General features: G+C 61.5%; 13 protein-coding genes. 4 read left to right on the forward strand and 9 right to left on the reverse strand.

Annotation, left to right across the window (positions count from 1 at the left end):
• Position 1 precedes the first annotated feature (1 nt).
• The 3 genes from addB (at position 2) to trxA (ending at position 7,132) form a co-directional block, all read left to right on the forward strand.
• Positions 2 to 3,196, forward strand: coding sequence for a double-strand break repair protein AddB (addB, locus tag OS035_RS13190; RefSeq protein ID WP_331813790.1), 3,195 nt, complete (start codon positions 2 to 4; stop codon positions 3,194 to 3,196).
• Positions 3,189 to 6,740: a double-strand break repair helicase AddA gene (gene addA, locus OS035_RS13195; RefSeq protein WP_331813791.1), complete on the forward strand. Its 3,552-nt coding sequence runs from the start codon at positions 3,189 to 3,191 to the stop codon at positions 6,738 to 6,740. Before addB ends, addA begins: the two co-directional genes overlap by 8 nt.
• A 71-nt stretch (positions 6,741 to 6,811) precedes the next feature.
• Entirely contained in the window at positions 6,812 to 7,132 is a 321-nt protein-coding gene (trxA, locus tag OS035_RS13200; protein ID WP_003589503.1) for a thioredoxin, read from the forward strand.
• Between the two features lie 75 nt (positions 7,133 to 7,207).
• Here trxA and OS035_RS13205 read toward each other — a convergent pair whose 3' ends face one another.
• The 9 genes from OS035_RS13205 to OS035_RS13245 all read right to left on the reverse strand — a co-directional run bounded on the left by OS035_RS13205 (position 7,208) and on the right by OS035_RS13245 (position 16,312).
• A complete protein-coding gene (locus OS035_RS13205; protein WP_183778528.1) occupies positions 7,208 to 8,560 on the reverse strand; it encodes a bifunctional folylpolyglutamate synthase/dihydrofolate synthase in 1,353 nt (450 codons plus the stop codon).
• 27 nt (positions 8,561 to 8,587) lie between these two features.
• Positions 8,588 to 9,493, reverse strand: coding sequence for an acetyl-CoA carboxylase, carboxyltransferase subunit beta (accD, locus tag OS035_RS13210; RefSeq protein ID WP_097625111.1), 906 nt, complete (start codon positions 9,491 to 9,493; stop codon positions 8,588 to 8,590).
• Between the two features lie 132 nt (positions 9,494 to 9,625).
• Positions 9,626 to 10,465, reverse strand: coding sequence for a tryptophan synthase subunit alpha (gene trpA / locus OS035_RS13215; RefSeq protein WP_183778526.1), 840 nt, complete (start codon positions 10,463 to 10,465; stop codon positions 9,626 to 9,628).
• Positions 10,466 to 10,468: 3 nt separating this feature from the next.
• Complete coding sequence (gene trpB / locus OS035_RS13220; protein ID WP_183778524.1) at positions 10,469 to 11,689, reverse strand: tryptophan synthase subunit beta; 1,221 nt, start codon at positions 11,687 to 11,689, stop codon at positions 10,469 to 10,471.
• A 2-nt stretch (positions 11,690 to 11,691) separates the two neighbouring features.
• A complete protein-coding gene (locus tag OS035_RS13225) occupies positions 11,692 to 12,360 on the reverse strand; it encodes a phosphoribosylanthranilate isomerase (protein ID WP_097625108.1) in 669 nt (222 codons plus the stop codon).
• A gap of 204 nt (positions 12,361 to 12,564) precedes the next feature.
• On the reverse strand, positions 12,565 to 13,323 hold the full coding sequence (locus tag OS035_RS13230; RefSeq protein WP_097625107.1) for a M48 family metallopeptidase: 759 nt from the start codon (positions 13,321 to 13,323) through the stop codon (positions 12,565 to 12,567).
• A gap of 87 nt (positions 13,324 to 13,410) precedes the next feature.
• Positions 13,411 to 13,845 (reverse strand): DUF2852 domain-containing protein, encoded by a 435-nt coding sequence (locus OS035_RS13235; protein ID WP_003571403.1) that lies wholly within the window; start codon positions 13,843 to 13,845, stop codon positions 13,411 to 13,413.
• Between the two features lie 145 nt (positions 13,846 to 13,990).
• A complete protein-coding gene (locus OS035_RS13240; RefSeq protein WP_331813794.1) occupies positions 13,991 to 15,268 on the reverse strand; it encodes a polyhydroxyalkanoate depolymerase in 1,278 nt (425 codons plus the stop codon).
• Positions 15,269 to 15,469: 201 nt separating this feature from the next.
• Entirely contained in the window at positions 15,470 to 16,312 is an 843-nt protein-coding gene (locus OS035_RS13245) for a fumarylacetoacetate hydrolase family protein (RefSeq protein ID WP_331813795.1), read from the reverse strand.
• Between the two features lie 253 nt (positions 16,313 to 16,565).
• On the opposite strand from OS035_RS13245, the gene OS035_RS13250 reads away from it, so the two are divergent.
• Complete coding sequence (locus OS035_RS13250) at positions 16,566 to 16,850, forward strand: DUF2218 domain-containing protein (RefSeq protein WP_097625104.1); 285 nt, start codon at positions 16,566 to 16,568, stop codon at positions 16,848 to 16,850.
• Positions 16,851 to 16,852: the final 2 nt, after the last annotated feature.

A 16,852-nucleotide genomic window follows, 5' to 3' on the forward strand; every position in this document is an offset into this window, starting at 1 on the left:
TATGGCGGAGCGGTACCAGCCACGCATTCTGACGATCCCGGCGGGCCTCTCCTTCCTGAAAATGCTGGCGACGAGGCTTTGCGACGGCCGGCTGACGCCGCTGTTCCGGCATGAGGCCGATGATCCGCTGTCGCTTTCCAGGGTAACGATCTACCTGCCGACGCGGCGCGCCGTGCGTGTGCTGCGCTCGGAATTCGTCGATCTGCTCGGCGGCCGCTCGGCGATCCTGCCTGTTATTCGTCCCCTCGGCGAAACCGACGACGACAGCGGCTATTTCGACGAGGCGCTGCCGGCAACGATCGATCTCGCCCAGCCGCTGTCGAATACGGCCCGCCTGCTGGAGCTTGCGCGCCTCATTCTCGCCTGGCGCAACAAACTGCCGGAGATCGTCCGCCACATTCATTCGGACTCGCCGCTCGTTGCGCCGGCAAGCCCGGCGGATGCGATCTGGCTCGCCCGCAACCTCGCGGAACTGATCGATTCCATCGAAACCGAAGACCTCGACTGGTCGGAGCTGTCGAAACTCGACACCGGCGATTATGCCGCCTGGTGGCAGCTGACGGCGGAATTCCTGCAGATCGCCAGCGCCTTCTGGCCGGAGCGGCTTTCCGAGCTCGAAAAATCCTCACCGGCGCGACACCGAAACGCCATTCTCCGGGCCGAAGCAAAAAGGCTTTCGGCGACGAAGGCCGCTGGGCCGATCATCATTGCCGGTTCGACGGGCTCCGTTCCTGCCACCGCCGATCTGATCGCCGCCGTCGCCAATATGCCCGAAGGCGTGATCGTGCTTCCGGGCCTTGATCTTTCCATGCCTGAAAGGCACTGGCAGATGGTGGCGCCGGAGCTTTCACCGGGCCAGCATGCCAATCCCGCAAGCCGCAGCCACCCGCAATATGGCCTGTCATCGCTGCTCAAGCGACTGAAGCTCACGCGCGCCGACGTCAGGCTCCTCGACAGGCCGGAAGCCGATCTTGACCGGCGCGCCGAAATCCTGTCCCGGGCACTCGTACCGGCGGAGGCGACCAGCGATTGGGGCACTTGGAAGAGCGAGCTGCCTGAGGGCGCGTTTTCTTCAGCTTTCGCCGATGTTTCGCTGATCGAAGCCGCGAACGAACGCGAGGAAGCGACGGCGATTGCCATTGCGCTCCGGTTGGCGTTGGAAAGACCGGGGCAGGACGGCGAAAGCCGGGCGGCGCTCATCACGCCGGACCGGAATCTCGCTCGCCGGGTGATGGCCGAGCTTTCCCGCTTCGGCATCCTCGCCGACGATTCGGCCGGCACTCCGCTTGCGGCCACGCCGCAGGGTACGCTTCTGCAATTGCTGCTGGAGGCGGCATTGCGCCCGGGCGATCCGGTGGCGATCGTCTCGCTGCTCAAACATCCGCTGGCCCGCTTCGGCCTTGAACGCGCCACATTGATTTCCGCCACCGAGGCGCTCGAGCTGCTGGCACTGCGCGGCGGCGTGACGGAGGTGGATATCAGCAGACTCGAGCCCCTGCTCACCCAACAGCTTGCCGAACAGGCTGAGGATAGGCACCCGCCGCAATGGCGAAAAGCGGTTACGCCGGACGCCGCCGATGCCGCTTACGACCTTGCCCGCCGGGTCACACAAGCGACCGAGCCGCTGGCTTCGGCCTTGATGCGGCACCGGCCGGAAGATCGCGGCAGGACGGCCAGTTTTACCTTGTCCGAATGGGCGGAGCGCACCGGCCGCTCGCTTGAAGCGGTGGCGGCCGATCCGCATGGCAATCTCGCCGATCTCTGGTCGGGCGAAGCCGGCGATGCGCTTGCCGCCCTGCTCGGTGAAGTGATCGACACCAACGGCCAGATGGAGGCCGACGGACCGCAATGGATCGACATCATGGCAGCCCTTGCCGCCGGTCATGCGGTGAAGCCGCGGGCGCTCAGCCATCCCCGCCTCTTCATCTTCGGCACGCTGGAAGCCCGCCTGCAGAGCGTCGATACGATGATCCTCGGCGGCCTGAACGAGGGCACCTGGCCGGGGCAGACCGCCAACAATCCCTTCATTCCGCGCATGATGAAGACGGAGATCGGCCTTGAGCCGCCGGAACGGCGCATCGGTCAACTGGCGCATGACTTCGAGATGGCGAACGGCACGCGCCATCTGATCTATTCGCGCGCGCTACGCCAGGGCTCGACGCCAACGGTCGCCTCGCGCTGGCTGCAGCGGCTGCTGGCGCTTGCCGGAGAGGCCTTCGAAGCGGAATTGACGGGAAGCGGCAACCGCTTCCTCCAATGGGCCGGCCTGATCGACCGGGGCGAGCCCCAGGCCCCGGCGCAGCGGCCTTCGCCGAAACCGCCGCTGACACTGCAGCCGACATCCTACTCTTTCAGCGAAGTCGGACGGCTGCGCCGGGACCCTTATGCCATCTATGCCCGCCGCATTCTGCGGCTCGATCCCGTCGATGCGTTCAACCGCGATCCGGGAGCGGCCGAACGCGGCACGCTCTACCACACGATCATCGACCGGTTCATTCGCGAAGGACATGTCGCCGGCACGCCGGATGCGGCAGCGGCGATGGAGCGCATTCTTTCCGAGCTCTTCGACATGCAGCAGCTGCCGCCGCATATCGATGCGGTGTGGCGGCCGCGATTTCGCGCCGTGGCCGGCGCCTTCCTCGACTGGGAGGCCGGACGGCGGCCCGGCATCCGCAAGACGCTGACGGAGGTGCGGGGCGGCGTCGAACTGGAAGCGATCAATATCCGGCTCAACGGTGTTGCCGACCGGATCGACGTCACCGGACCGCAGGCCGCCGATATCATCGACTACAAGACAGGCTACAATCCCTCGCCGACACAGGCACGGGTGCTTCTCGATCCGCAGCTAGCGCTCGAAGCGGCGGCCCTGAGCGCCGGTGCCTTCCGCGATGCCGGCAGTCTCGTGCCGCAGGACCTGCTTTATGTCCGCCTGCGGCCGGGACGCCGTTTTCAGGTCGACACCGTCAACAACGAAAGTTCGGCGCGCAGCGACAAGGCGAAATCGGCGATGGATCTCGCCGAAGAATCGATCGATCAGCTGGTCAAGTTCGTGAGCTTGCTGCAGTCCGGCGAGAAAGGCTTTACCTCGCGGCTGATCCCGGCACAGCAATTCGATTTCGGCGGCGATTATGATCACCTCGCCCGCGTTTCCGAATGGTCGACGGCAGAAACCGAAGAAGGCGGCGGTGATGAGTGACGTGACCGCGCTTCCCAATGACGATGATCCGGGCGCCTGGATCGGCTGGACGACGATCCAGCAGGCGATCGCCTCCGATCCCGAGCGCTCGGCATGGGTCTCGGCAAATGCCGGCTCCGGCAAGACGCATGTGCTGACCCAGCGCGTCATCCGGCTTTTGCTTGCCGGTGCGCGGCCTTCCGCCATTTTATGCCTCACCTATACCAAGGCTGCCGCTTCCGAAATGTCGAACCGCGTCTTCGAACGGCTGGCGGACTGGGTGGTGCTTGACGATGAAGACCTTAGCCGGCGGATTACCCAGATCGAGGGGACCGCTCCCGACGGAATAAAGCTTGCCGAGGCCCGCCGGCTGTTTGCGAAGGCGCTGGAGACACCGGGTGGACTGAAGATCCAGACCATCCATGCTTTTTGCGAGGCGCTGCTGCATCAGTTCCCGCTGGAGGCCAATGTCGCCGGGCATTTCTCGGTTCTCGACGATCGCGCGGCGGAAGCGCTGCTGTCCGATGCGCGCCGAGCACTGCTGACGGCGACCGCGCCGGAGGGAGACAGCGCCCTTGCCGAGGCATTCGCCTATGTGCTCGATCTCGGCGACGAATCCGGCCTGGAAAATCTGCTCGGCGACATCGTCGCCAACCGCAACGCCATCCGTCGTTTCACGGCAACGGCCGAACGGCGGGGCGGCATCGAGGTGGTTTTGCGCGAAAGACTTGGTCTTGCCCCCGATGACACGGAGAGCCGGATCGCGGCGCAATATTGGCCGTTGCCGGAGCTTTCCGGCGGTATGCTGGAGCTTTATCTGTCGCTTGCCGATCAGAGGGGCGGCGCGAAGGCACAGGAAGTTGCCTATGGTCTCAGGCTTGCCGGGCGGGAACGTGACGACGCAAAACGCGCCGAGTTTCTCGAGAAAATCTTTCTGACGGTGAAGGGCGAGCCGAAGGCGGATTCGCAATTCACGGTCAAGGCGATGCTTGCCGAAGCGCCGCAGCTGGCGGGCGCCATTGCTGCTGCCCGCGCCCATGTCGCTGCAAGCCGCGACCGGCTGAAACTGATACGGATGCATGGCGCGACGCATGCCGCGCTGGTGCTGGCAGAGCGGCTCAATCACGACTATGAGGAGCTGAAGAAGCAGCGCAGCCAACTCGATTTCGAGGATCTGATCACCCGCACCGCCGACCTGCTGACGAAAAGCGGCGTCGGTCCCTGGATCCATTACAAGCTCGATCGCGGCATCGATCATATCCTCGTCGACGAAGCGCAGGATACCAGCCCGATCCAGTGGAGCGTCATCCAGTCGCTCGCCGAGGATTTCTTCTCCGGCGAAAGCGCCCGTCCGATCGTGCGCACGCTCTTTGCCGTCGGCGACGAGAAACAGTCGATCTATTCCTTTCAAGGCGCGCGGCCTGAGCGTTTTTCCGAGGAAAGCGACCGGACGCGACGGCGCGTCTCCGACAGCGGGCAAAACTTTTCCTCTGTGCGGCTGCCGCTTTCCTTCCGCTCGACCGCGGATGTGCTCGAAGCCGTCGACCACATATTCAGGGAACCCGACAATTCGCGCGGCCTCAGCGCGCTCGGCGAACCGGTCGTGCATCGCTCCAGCCGCATCGGACATCCCGGCGCCGTGGATCTTTGGGAAATGGTCGCGCCCGAGGCGGTGGTCAAGGAAGAGGACTGGACGGCGCCCTTCGACGCAACGCCGGAAAGCGCGCCGGCCGCAATCCTGGCACGACGGATCGCCCATTCGATCGGCACGCTTGTCGGCCGCGAGACGATTGTCGACAAAGGCAAAGAGCGCCTGATCGAAGCCGGCGACATCCTGGTGCTGGTGCGCAAGCGCGACGCCTTCGTCAATGCCTTGACACGCGCCTTGAAACGCCGCGGCGACATTCCGGTCGCCGGCGCTGACAGGCTGGTGCTGACCAGCCATATCGCCGTGCAGGATCTGCTGGCGCTCGGTCGTTTCCTGCTGCTGCCGGAGGACGATCTTTCGCTCGCCGCCGTGCTCAAGAGCCCGCTTTTCGATCTTTCCGAGGACGACATCTTTGCTATCGCCGCGCTACGCGGTGACAATGAGAGCGTCTGGCACCATCTCAAACGCTTCGCCGCCGACGGCACCGAGCGTTTCCGCGCGGCCGTGGAGAGGCTGGAGCTGTTCCTTCGCCAATCCAGAAGCCTGTCGGTTCATGATTTCTATGCGCGTGTGCTGGGCAGCCATGGCGGGCGGCGGCAATTCCTTGCCAGGCTCGGCACCGAGGTCAGCGATATCCTCGACGAATTCCTGACTTTCACCATCGACCATGAGAGCTCCGGCCTTCCCGGGCTGCAATCCTTCATCTCGACGCTGGAGCTCGAAGCCCCGGTGGTCAAGCGCGAGCAGGACAAGGGGCGCAACGAGGTGCGGATCATGACCGTGCATGCCTCCAAGGGTCTCGAGGCACCTATCGTCTTCCTGGTCGACGGCGGTTCGAAGGCCTTCACCCATACCCATCTGCCGAAACTTCGCCTGATCGAGACCGATGCCGACGAACCGCCGATGCCCGTCTGGGTTCCCGTCTCCGATCTCGCCAATTCGCTGACCCAGAACGACGCCGTCCGTATCCAGATGCTGGCGGAGGAAGAGTACCGCCGATTGCTCTACGTCGCCATGACGCGTGCCGCCGACCGGCTGGTCGTCTGCGGCTATCGCGGCGTGCGTCTCAACAACGACACCTGGCATATGATGATTTCGACGGCACTGCGCGACGACCATCCGCATGTCGAGGCGACGACATTCTCCAGTCCCGATGGCCAATGGCCGGGTATCGAATGGCGTGTGCCGCGGGTGGAGCGAAGCTTCGAGCGCATCGACCGCAGCCAGGAGCGCAACAGCGAGGAGAGACTGCCGGACGGCCTGTTGCGGCCATTGCCGCCGCAGGCCGAGCTGCCCCGGCCGCTCAGCCCCTCCGGCGCCGGCACGATCATCGACGAAGACGAGGGCGGTTTGCTCGTCGTTTCGCCACTGTTCGGCGAGAAGGAGCGCAGCGATCGGTCTCTGGAGAAGGGTCGGCTGATCCATCGCATGCTGCAGGCGCTTCCCGAAATCCCGCCTGCTGAACGAGCTGATGCCGCAGGCCGCTATGCCGAACGGGCGGCGCGGTTCTGGCCGGAAGCCGAACGGCGCAAGCTGGTCGATTCGGTTCTGAAACTATTGGACGAAGAGGGTTTGCAGGCCGTCCTCGGTGACGAGGCCCAGCCCGAGGTCTCGATCATGGGAACATTGACTCTTGAGGACAGGCGCTATGCCGTCTCCGGCCGCATCGACCGGCTCGCCGTCTTTGCCGATCGTGTCGTCATCCTCGATTACAAGACCAATCGGGTGCCGCCGGCGACGGAGGCGGCTATTCCCTTCGCGCACCGGGCGCAGCTGGCGATCTATCGCGAGATCCTGGCGCCGCTCTATCCCGGCAAGCCAATCGAGTGCATGCTTGTCTACACCGAGAACGCCTCGCTTTATACGCTGAGCGAAAAGGCGCTCGGTTTGGCGCTTGCAGCGGTCAAGACAAAGTGAAATACCGGACATTGAAAATTCGGCACCGCACCATCACATGTGGTTCAACACCCGAGGTAAAGGAGCAGCCCATGGCTACCGTGAAAGTCGATATCAACAATTTCCAGTCGGAAGTTCTGGAATCCGCAGAGCCCGTCGTCGTCGATTTCTGGGCTGAATGGTGCGGCCCGTGCAAGATGATTGCGCCAAGCCTTGAAGAAATCTCGGTCGAGATGGAAGGCAAGGTCAAGGTCGCCAAGCTGAATATCGATGAGAACCCGGAACTCGCCGCACAGTTCGGTGTGCGCTCCATTCCGACCCTGGCAATTTTCAAGGGCGGCGAAGTCGCCGATATTTCTGTCGGCGCCAAAGCGAAGACCGCGCTTTCGAACTGGATTTCCAGCGCCGCCTGATATCGCCCAGTTCACATTAACGAAAAAGCCCGGCTCGACCGGGCTTTTTTCATTTCGTATTCTTCATTTCGCCCATCACTTCGGCGGCGTGCCGTTGTCGGAAAGCACATCGCCGACGAGATAGAGAGAGCCGCCGACGAGGATGCGCGGGGGTAGACCCTCCGGATCGAGGACGGCTTTTATGGCTTCCAGCGCATCGCCGACGGTCGACATCGGTTCGGCAACCAGGCCGGCATCATAGGCGGCGTTCGACAAGATCACCGGGTCGATCATCGCATCGCTGTTGCGGATCGGCACGCAGAAAACCTTCTCGACCAAGCCGGCAAAGGCCTTGAAATAGCCGACCGGGTCCTTGGTGTTGATCATGCCGATAATCAGGAAAAGCGGCCGCGACTGGCGCTCTTCGAAATTGGCCATGGCTTCGGCGATCACTTCGCCGGCACCAGGATTGTGCCCGCCATCGATCCAGATCTCGGCGCCGGCGGGCGCATGCGCCAGCAGCCGGCCTTCGCCCAGGCGCTGCAGCCGGCCCGGCCATTCGACGGAATTCATCGCCTTTTCCATCATCGTCTCGGTGACGGTAAAACCCGCCGCCTTGACGGCGCGAATGGCGGCGGCGGCATTGGCATATTGATGGCGGCCGGGAAGGCGCGGCAGGGGCAGGTCGGCAAGACCGAATTCGTCCTGATAGACGAGCCGGCCATATTCCTCATGCGCCATGAAATCCTGCCCGAAGACGGCGCTCGGGCAATGCAGCCGTTCGGCCGTCGACATCAGCACGTCGAGTGCGGCGTCGTATTCCTGGTGGCCGATGACGACGGGAAGCCCCGGCTTCATGATGCCGGCCTTTTCGGCGGCGATCAATTCGACCCTATCGCCGAGATAGGGCTGGTGATCCAGCGAGATCGGCATGATCACCGAAACCGCCGGATCGGAAATGACATTGGTGGCATCGAACCGGCCGCCGAGACCGACTTCGATGATCGCGGCATCGGCCGGCTGTTCGGAAAATAGGATGAAGGTGACCGCCGTCAGGATTTCGAAGACGGTAATGTGCTGTCCGGCATTGGCATCGGCCACCCGGCGCAGGGCCTCGGCAAAGACAGCGTCATCGACAAGCTGCCCGCGCCCGCCCGCCACACCGATGCGATAACGCTCGTGCCAATTGACGAGATGCGGCGAGGTGTGAACATGAGCGCTGTAGCCGCCGGCTTCGAGCAGAGCGCGGCAGAAGGCGGTGACCGACCCCTTGCCGTTGGTGCCGGCGACATGGATCACCGGCGGCAGTTTTCGGTGCGGATTGCCGAGCACATCGAGAAGACGGGTGATGCGATCGAGAGACAGATCAAAACCCTTGGGATGCAATCCCATGAGCTTGTCGATCTCCTGTGCTGCCTCACTCACCGCGGTTTGGCCTCTGGGTATCAATTCGGCACCCCGCCTGCTTATCGGTTATCAGGCGCTCGCCGCCAGGGCGATCGTACCGCTATTCATGTCGTTCGCCGCTGACACCGGCTTCTTCGTCAGAATCTTCAGAACGCGCGCCAGCGTTTCCGGGATATCGTGACGTTTGACGACCATATCGACCATACCATGCTCCAGCAGATATTCGGAGGTCTGGAAGCCTTCGGGCAGTTTTTCGCGCAAGGTCTGCTCGATGACGCGCTTGCCGGCAAAGCCGATTTCGGCGCCCGGTTCCGCCAGATGAATATCGCCGAGCATGGCATAGGAGGCCGTGACGCCGCCTGTGGTCGGATTGGTCAGGACGACGATATAAGGCTGACCGGATTCCTTCAGCAGGTCAACGGCAACCGTCGTGCGCGGCAGCTGCATCAGCGACAGGATGCCTTCCTGCATGCGCGCGCCGCCGGAGGCGGGGAACATCACCAGCGGGCACTTTTCAGACGTCGCACGCTCGAAAGCCTTGACGATGGCCTCGCCGGCAGCCATGCCGAGCGAACCGCCGATAAAGTTGAATTCGTGCACGACCGCCACGAGCTTCAGTCCCTGCACCTTCCCGAGCCCGGCGAGGATGGTATCCTCCTGTTCGGTCTTCAGGCGGCTGTCGCGCAGGCGATCGCTATATTTCTTCGAATCGCGGAACTTCAGCGGGTCCTGGGCGACCTTCGGCTGCGGCAGCGATTCATATTCGCCATTGTCGAACAGATCGGCCAAGCGGGCCTTGGCCGGCATCTTCATGTGATAGCCGGAGGCCGGAATGACCCATTTGTTGCCTTCCAGATCCTTGTGGAAGACCATCTCGCCGGTTTCCGGGCACTTGATCCAGAGGTTCTCCGGCACTTCGCGACGGCCCAGCATGGAATTGATCCGCGGGCGAACGTAGTTGGTGATCCAGTTCAACTCGAATACTCCTGATTGACTAAAGCCCGTCACGATCTTTCAGATCGCTTGCCACGCTTTCGGTCTTTGTGTTCCCGCATGTCGTTGCCGCCAAACCGCTGTGCGACATGCTTTGACGCCAATGTGGGAAAACTATTCGGCAGCAACAAGGCGCGCCGAACGTGTTCCCGTGGAAAGGCCGCGCACCAGCGTGGCAACAGCCTGAACCGTGTCCGCCGTTGCCTTGCCGTCACTCGTCAGGCTGGTCGCGACCTGATTGACGATGGCGGTGCCGACGACGACGCCATCGGCCGAACCGCCGATGACCTTAGCATGTTCCGCCGTCTTGACGCCGAAGCCGACGCAGACGGGCAGTTGGGTGTGCTGCTTGATGCGTTCGACCGCGCCCGAAACCAGCGATGGATCCGGCAGCGCCGAACCGGTGATGCCGTTCATCGAGACGTAGTAGACGAAGCCGGAGGTATTCTTCAAAACCTTCGGCAGGCGCTTCTCATCCGTCGTCGGCGTCGCCAGGCGGATGAAATTGATGCCTTTGCGGATCGCCGGGATGCAGAGTTCGTCGTCCATTTCAGGCGGCAGATCGACGACGATCAGGCCGTCAATGCCGGCAGCAATCGCATCGTCGAGGAATTTCTCGACGCCGTAAATATAGATCGGATTGTAGTAGCCCATCATCACGATCGGCGTGGCGTCGTTGGTCTTGCGGAAATCGGCCGCCAGCTGCAGCGTCTTCTTCAGCGTCTGGCCGCCTTTCAGCGCACGCTGACCGGCGAGCTGGATCGCCGGGCCGTCGGCCATCGGATCGGAAAAGGGCATGCCGAGCTCGATTATGTCGGAGCCCGCCTCCGGCAGCGCCTTCATGATGCCGAGAGAGGTATCGTAGTCAGGATCGCCGCCCATGAAATAGGTCACAAGCGCCGGACGGCCCTCGGCCTTCAGCTCGGCAAAGCGTTTGTCCATGCGTGCGGTCATGTCTTACAGTCCCATTCCCAGAATCTTGCCGACGGTGAAGATATCCTTGTCGCCGCGGCCGGAGAGGTTCATCAGGATGATCTCGTCCTTGCCCATCGTCGGTGCGCGCTTGATCACCTCGGCAATCGCATGCGCGGCCTCGAGCGCCGGGATAATGCCTTCGAGGCGGGTCAGGGTCTGGAAGGCCTCGAGCGCTTCGTGATCCATGATCGGTACATAATCGACGCGGCCGATATCACTGAGCCAGGAATGTTCGGGGCCGATGCCGGGATAATCGAGACCGGCCGAAATCGAATGGCCTTCCTTGATCTGGCCGTCGCCATCCTGCAGCAGATAGGTGCGGTTGCCGTGCAGCACACCCGGCGAACCGGCGGTGATCGACGCGCAATGTTCGTCGCCCTGCAGGCCCTTGCCGCCGGCTTCGACGCCGACGATCTTCACTGTCGGATCATCGAGGAAAGGATGGAAAATGCCGATCGCGTTCGAACCGCCGCCGACGGCAGCGATGACGAGATCCGGCAGGCGGCCTTCGGCTGCCAGCATCTGCTCTTTCGCTTCGGTGCCGATCACCGACTGAAAATCGCGGACCATCTCCGGATAGGGATGCGGACCCGCCGCCGTTCCGATCAGGTAGTAGGTATCCTCGACATTGGTGACCCAGTCGCGGAGCGCCTCGTTCATCGCATCTTTCAGCGTGCCGCTGCCGGCCGTCACCGGCTTCACTTCCGCGCCGAGCAGCTTCATGCGGAAAACATTCGGCGCCTGACGCTCGACGTCGGTGGCGCCCATATAGACCACGCAGGGCAGGCCGAAGCGGGCGGCAACTGTGGCGGAGGCAACTCCATGCTGGCCGGCGCCGGTTTCGGCGATGATCCGGGTCTTGCCCATGCGCTTGGCAAGCAGGATCTGGCCGATGCAGTTGTTGATCTTGTGCGAGCCGGTGTGGTTCAGCTCCTCACGCTTGAAATAGATCTTCGCGCCGCCGAGTTCGGCCGTAAGCCGCTCGGCGAAATAGAGCGGGCTCGGGCGGCCGATATAATGGGCGCCGAGATGCTTCAATTCGGCCTGGAATGCCGGATCGTTCTTCGCCCTGTCCCATTCGTCCTGCAGATCGAGGATCAGCGGCATCAACGTTTCGGCAACGAAACGACCGCCATAGATGCCGAAGCGGCCGTCTTCATCAGGCCCGGAACGGAAGGAATTCGGTTTAGGCGTCTCGTTCACTCTCAACTCCCTGAGGCCATGACAGGCGCATCCGCCTCGTCGACCGCATCGAAAAATTCATCGATCATTGCGACGTTCTTCACGCCAGGCGCAGTTTCGACGCCCGAGGAGACGTCGATACCACGTGCCTTGGTATTCGCCAGCGCATCAGCGACATTGTTCTTGTTCAGACCGCCTGACAGCATGTAGTCGATGCTGCCGTCGAGCCAGCTCAGAAGGCTCCAGTCGAAGGAAATGCCGTTACCACCCGGCAATTCGGAACCCTTCGGCGCTTTTGCATCGAAGAGGAAACGATCGGCGATGCCGATATAGGCCTCGACGCGTTTCAGATCGTCGGCGGTGCGCACCGAAAATACCTTCATGACCGGCAGACCGTAGAGCGCCTTTATGGTCAGCACATGTTCGGGGCTCTCATTGCCGTGGAGCTGCAGGATATCCGGCTTCAACAGCGAGACGATCTCGTCCAGTTCGTCATTGCTGGGATCGACGACGACGGCGACGATCTTCGCTTTGCCACGCGCGGGCTCGGCAAGTTTTGCCGCCAAGTCCGGCTCGATATAACGTGGGCTCTTTTCGAAGAAAATAAAACCGATATGGGTCGCGCCGCGCGTCAGCGCGCGATCGACAGCATCAGGCGTCGTCAAGCCGCAGATCTTGATATCCGGTCTCATGGCAGCGAAGTGACACGAAACGCGGCAAGAGTCGAGCCAATTTGCATGGAAAGCTGTATTTAGAGCGGCCTTCGGCAAAAGCGCTTAGCGATCTTTCAGGTTCGCTCCTCGCGCTTTAGCTCTTTGTTTTTACGCATGTCGTTTGCGGCAAAAGCGCTCAGCGCTTGCCTAGCAAAACCGCTGCACACTTTTGCGCGACATTCTCTAATCGAAATCAATGGCGTGCAGCTGGCTGCCATGCCGCTTCAGCCAGGATTTCGCTTCGTCCATCCCGGGGCAAAGCTTCCGGCAGAGCGCCCAGAAGTGCGGGCCGTGGTTCATTTCCTTGAGATGGGCGACCTCATGGGCGGCGAGATAATCGATCACCGAGGGCGGCGCCATAACGATGCGCCAGGAAAAGCTCAAATTTCCCTCCGACGAGCACGAGCCCCAACGGCTGCGCGTGTCCTTCATCGAGATCGAGCGGATCGGCGCCCGGATCGTTCCGGCATGCATCGTCGCGAGCTTCACCAGCTCTGCGCGCGCCTCCTTCTTGAGAAAGGCCGCGATGCGCCGTCCGATATGTTCCTCCATGCCGCTGACGCGCAGCACCGGTCTGCCGTCTATCGAAACTGCCTCCGTCAGCCCGCGCAAGCTGCCGGTATGCTGGATGCGATGGGAAACGCCGCGAAAAAGAATTTCGCCGCCGTCGCGAAGGCCGGCATCGGTCGAAAACTTGGCAAGTTTGGTCAGCAGCCAACCCTGGTGCCGATCGAGAAAGGCATTGACCTCGCGCGCCGCAAGACCCTTCGGCACTGTCATCTTCAAGGCCCGGCCGCCCGGCTCGATGCGCAAGGTAATGCGGGTCGCCCGGTCATGCTGCTTGATGGTCAACGGCATCAGCCGGCCGGCCACCTCCAGCGTCCGCGTTTCGGGCGGCGCCGGTTTCCGCGCTTTCGGCCTTGTCTTCAGAAGCGAGAACATGGGTGTTTTCTATCCGATTCGCCGAGGGAGCGGACATAGAAAAACCGGCATCGGAAGATGCCGGTCATCAATTCAGCGCTCAGGCCTTCAAGGCGTCTGGTATTCGGCGACCGGGCCATTGTCGTCACGCTTGGCGTTCTTGCGGTCACGCATGAAGCGATCGAACTCTTCCTGGTCCTTGGCGCGGCGAAGTTCGCGCATGTAGGCGTCGAATTCCTCGCGCATTTCATCGAGCTTGCGGCGCTCTTCCTCGATCCGGTCGATCTCGGCCTTGCGCCAGTCGTCGAAGGCGACGTTGCCGGTCGAGAAATGCGGGCGGTGACGGCCGTTCGAGCGGCGGCAGGAGGCAAAGAAGCCATCGGTCGCCTGGTTGACGTCACGCTTGAAGCCGCGCAGACGGTCGCCGAAGATGATGTAGGCAAGCATGGCAAGACCCAGAGGCCAGAAAACCATGAAGCCGAGAATCATCAGGGCAATGGTAGCCGGAGTCCAATCCGGTCGAAGCAATGCTGACTGGTTCATCGTGCGGGTATCCCTCGCTTTCCACGTCCGGCAGGATACCGAACGCTGAAATCGATGTGGTTACCGCAATAACAACCTTCAAGACGATTGCCCGTGAAATCGGACAAGGCCTTGAATCCATTTTGCTAATTCAGCCATGCCTGATTTAGGCTGTCCGCCCGCCCTTGATGACACGCGGAACCGGAGGCTTCACGGCAGAACGGGAATGCTGGCGGACGAAATCGAGGATACGCGGCGCGATCTCGCGGCGGAACCGCGAGCCGTTGAAAACACCATAATGGCCGACATCCGGCTGCAGGTAATGCATGCGCATATCTTCGGGAATGTTGACGCAGATGGTCTGCGCCGCCTTGGTCTGGCCGACCCCCGATATATCGTCATTCTCACCTTCGACGGTCAGAAGCGCCACTTTGCGGATCGCTGCCGGATCGACGCGTTTGCCGCGATGCATCAATTCGCCCTTCGGCAGGGAATGCTTGATGAAGACCTCCTCGACCGTCTGCAGGTAGAATTCGGCGGTCAGATCCATGACGGCGAGATATTCGTCGTAGAAATCGCGATGCTTTTCCGGTTCGCCGTCGTTCTTCACGAGATGCATGAAGAATTCCTTGTGCGCGACGAGGTGTCGGTCGAGATTCATCGACATGAATCCCGAAAGCTGCAGGAATCCCGGATAGACCGGGCGCATGAAGCCCGGCTGCGGCCAGGGCACGTTCATGATGACATTGTCGGAGAACCACTGAAGCGACCGCTCCTGGGCGAGCTTGTTGACCGCCGTCGGGTTGATGCGCGTATCGATCGGGCCGCCCATCAGCGTCATCGACGCCGGCGACAGCGGATCATTGGCTTCCTCCATCACCGCAGCCGCAGCCAGCACCGGAACGGAAGGCTGACAAACGGCGATGACATGTGTGTCGTGACCGAGGAAATGCAGCATCTCGATGACGTAATCGACATAGTCGTCGAAATCGAAGGTGCCTTCCGTCATCGGCACCATGCGGGCGTCGATCCAGTCGGTGATGTAGACATCGGCACTCGGCAGCAGCGCCTCCACTGTGCCGCGCAGCAGCGTCGCATAATGGCCGGACATCGGTGCAACAATCAGAATGCGCGGATCGTTGCCGCGGGCGGCTGGAACATTGCGCGCGAAATGTAGGAGATTGCAGAAGGGCCGCGACCAGACGATCTCTTCACGGACGGAAACCATCCGATCGCCGATCGTCGTTTGATTCAGTCCGAATTCCGGCTTGCCGTAACGGCGCGTCGTGCGTTCGAACATTTCGAGGCTTGCCGCCATCGTCCGGCCGAGCGGCGTATGGGAAAACGGGTTCAGCGGATTGGCATAGGCAAATCGCATGATATCGGCCGCGGCGCGAAACGGCGCCATGGCGGCATGGTTCAATTCATAAAGCTGATAAAACAAAGGCGCCACCTTTCTCTATCGAAAAGATGAGGCCGATTGAGCGGCATCGACTCTTTCCGTTACGCGGGCACGTAACGCAGACTAACAGTTTTTTGTTGCACAGCAACATGGACGAACCAGACCCACACAAGAAATGCCGGAGATTTGATCCCCGGCATCATAATCGCCCTGAAAACTTAAGTTTCTCAGCAGGAAGCGTCGTTAATGGTCCGCTACGAAAGTCTGCTTCTGTGTGCCGAGACCTTCGATGCCGAGCTCGACCACGTCGCCAGCCTTGAGAAAACGCGGCGGCTTGAGGCCCATGCCGACGCCCGGAGGCGTGCCGGTCGAGATCACGTCGCCGGGATGCAGCGACATGAACTGGCTGAGGTAGGAGACCAGGAAAGCCACCCCGTAAACCATGGTCTTCGACGAGCCGTTCTGCATCTTCTGGCCGTTGACCGTCAGCCACATGCCGAGGTTCTGCGGTTCGGGGATTTCGTCCTTGGTCACGAGCCATGGGCCGATCGGACCAAAGGTGTCGCAGGATTTGCCCTTTGTCCATTGGCCGGACCGCTCGGTTTGGAAAGCGCGCTCGGAAACGTCGTTGGAGACGCAATAACCGGCGACATAATCCAGCGCTTCGGCTTCCGTCACATATTTTGCGGTCTTGCCGATGACGACGCCAAGTTCGACTTCCCAATCGGTCTTTTCCGAACCGCGGGGAATGATGACATCGTCGTTCGGCCCGACGATTGCCGATGTTGCTTTCATGAAGATGATCGGCTCGGGCGGAACGGTGGCGCCAGTTTCGGCAGCATGATCCGAATAATTCAAGCCGATGCAGATGAATTTGCCAGTGCCGGCGACACAGGCGCCAATACGGCCGGGCATAAGTTCCGGAAGGCTCTTCGGATCGATCGCCGCCATCTTCGCAAGACCGGCCGGCGTGATCGCCTCGCCGGCGATATCGGCGACATGACCGGAGAGATCGCGGATCTTGCCATCGGCATCGAGAAGCGCGGGTTTTTCATTGCCTGCTTGGCCAACACGCATCAGCTTCATGGAATTTCCTCCTCATCGAAAACGGATTTGCAGCCACCTATGAACGAATTATTCACCGGTGTCATTACGGCTTTGGCGCGAAGCGGTACGGCTTTCCTCGAATTTAGTCGGATTTCGGCGATGTTTTGCATGTCGTAGACCGCTTTTATGAAGACAGTCTGTGCACCCGAATTGCGACGATGCTGCGCTTGCCAAGCCCATGAAGCAGGAAATATGACTCCCAACCGATCCGAAGATGACGTGGAGTTCGAAAATGCATCTCTCCCAGGCTGTCGTGCGCACGGAACATGCAAGCCGCTATCTACAGCAGCTCTGCAAACACTGGAGTCACAAATTCAGCGTCGATTTCGATCCGAACAAGGGCCGCGTGCCGTTCAGCGAGACGGCAGAGGTGACGTTCACCGCCGATGATGCGGCGCTGACCATGATACTTTCCGTCGCCGACCCCGAACAACAGCTAAGAATGCAGGGTGTCATCGACGATCATCTGAAGCGCTTCGCCTTTCGCGAGGAACTCGACATCGTCTGGACCGACTAACA

This window comes from Rhizobium sp. 268, assembly GCF_036571585.1.
Classification (GTDB): domain Bacteria; phylum Pseudomonadota; class Alphaproteobacteria; order Rhizobiales; family Rhizobiaceae; genus Rhizobium; species Rhizobium redzepovicii.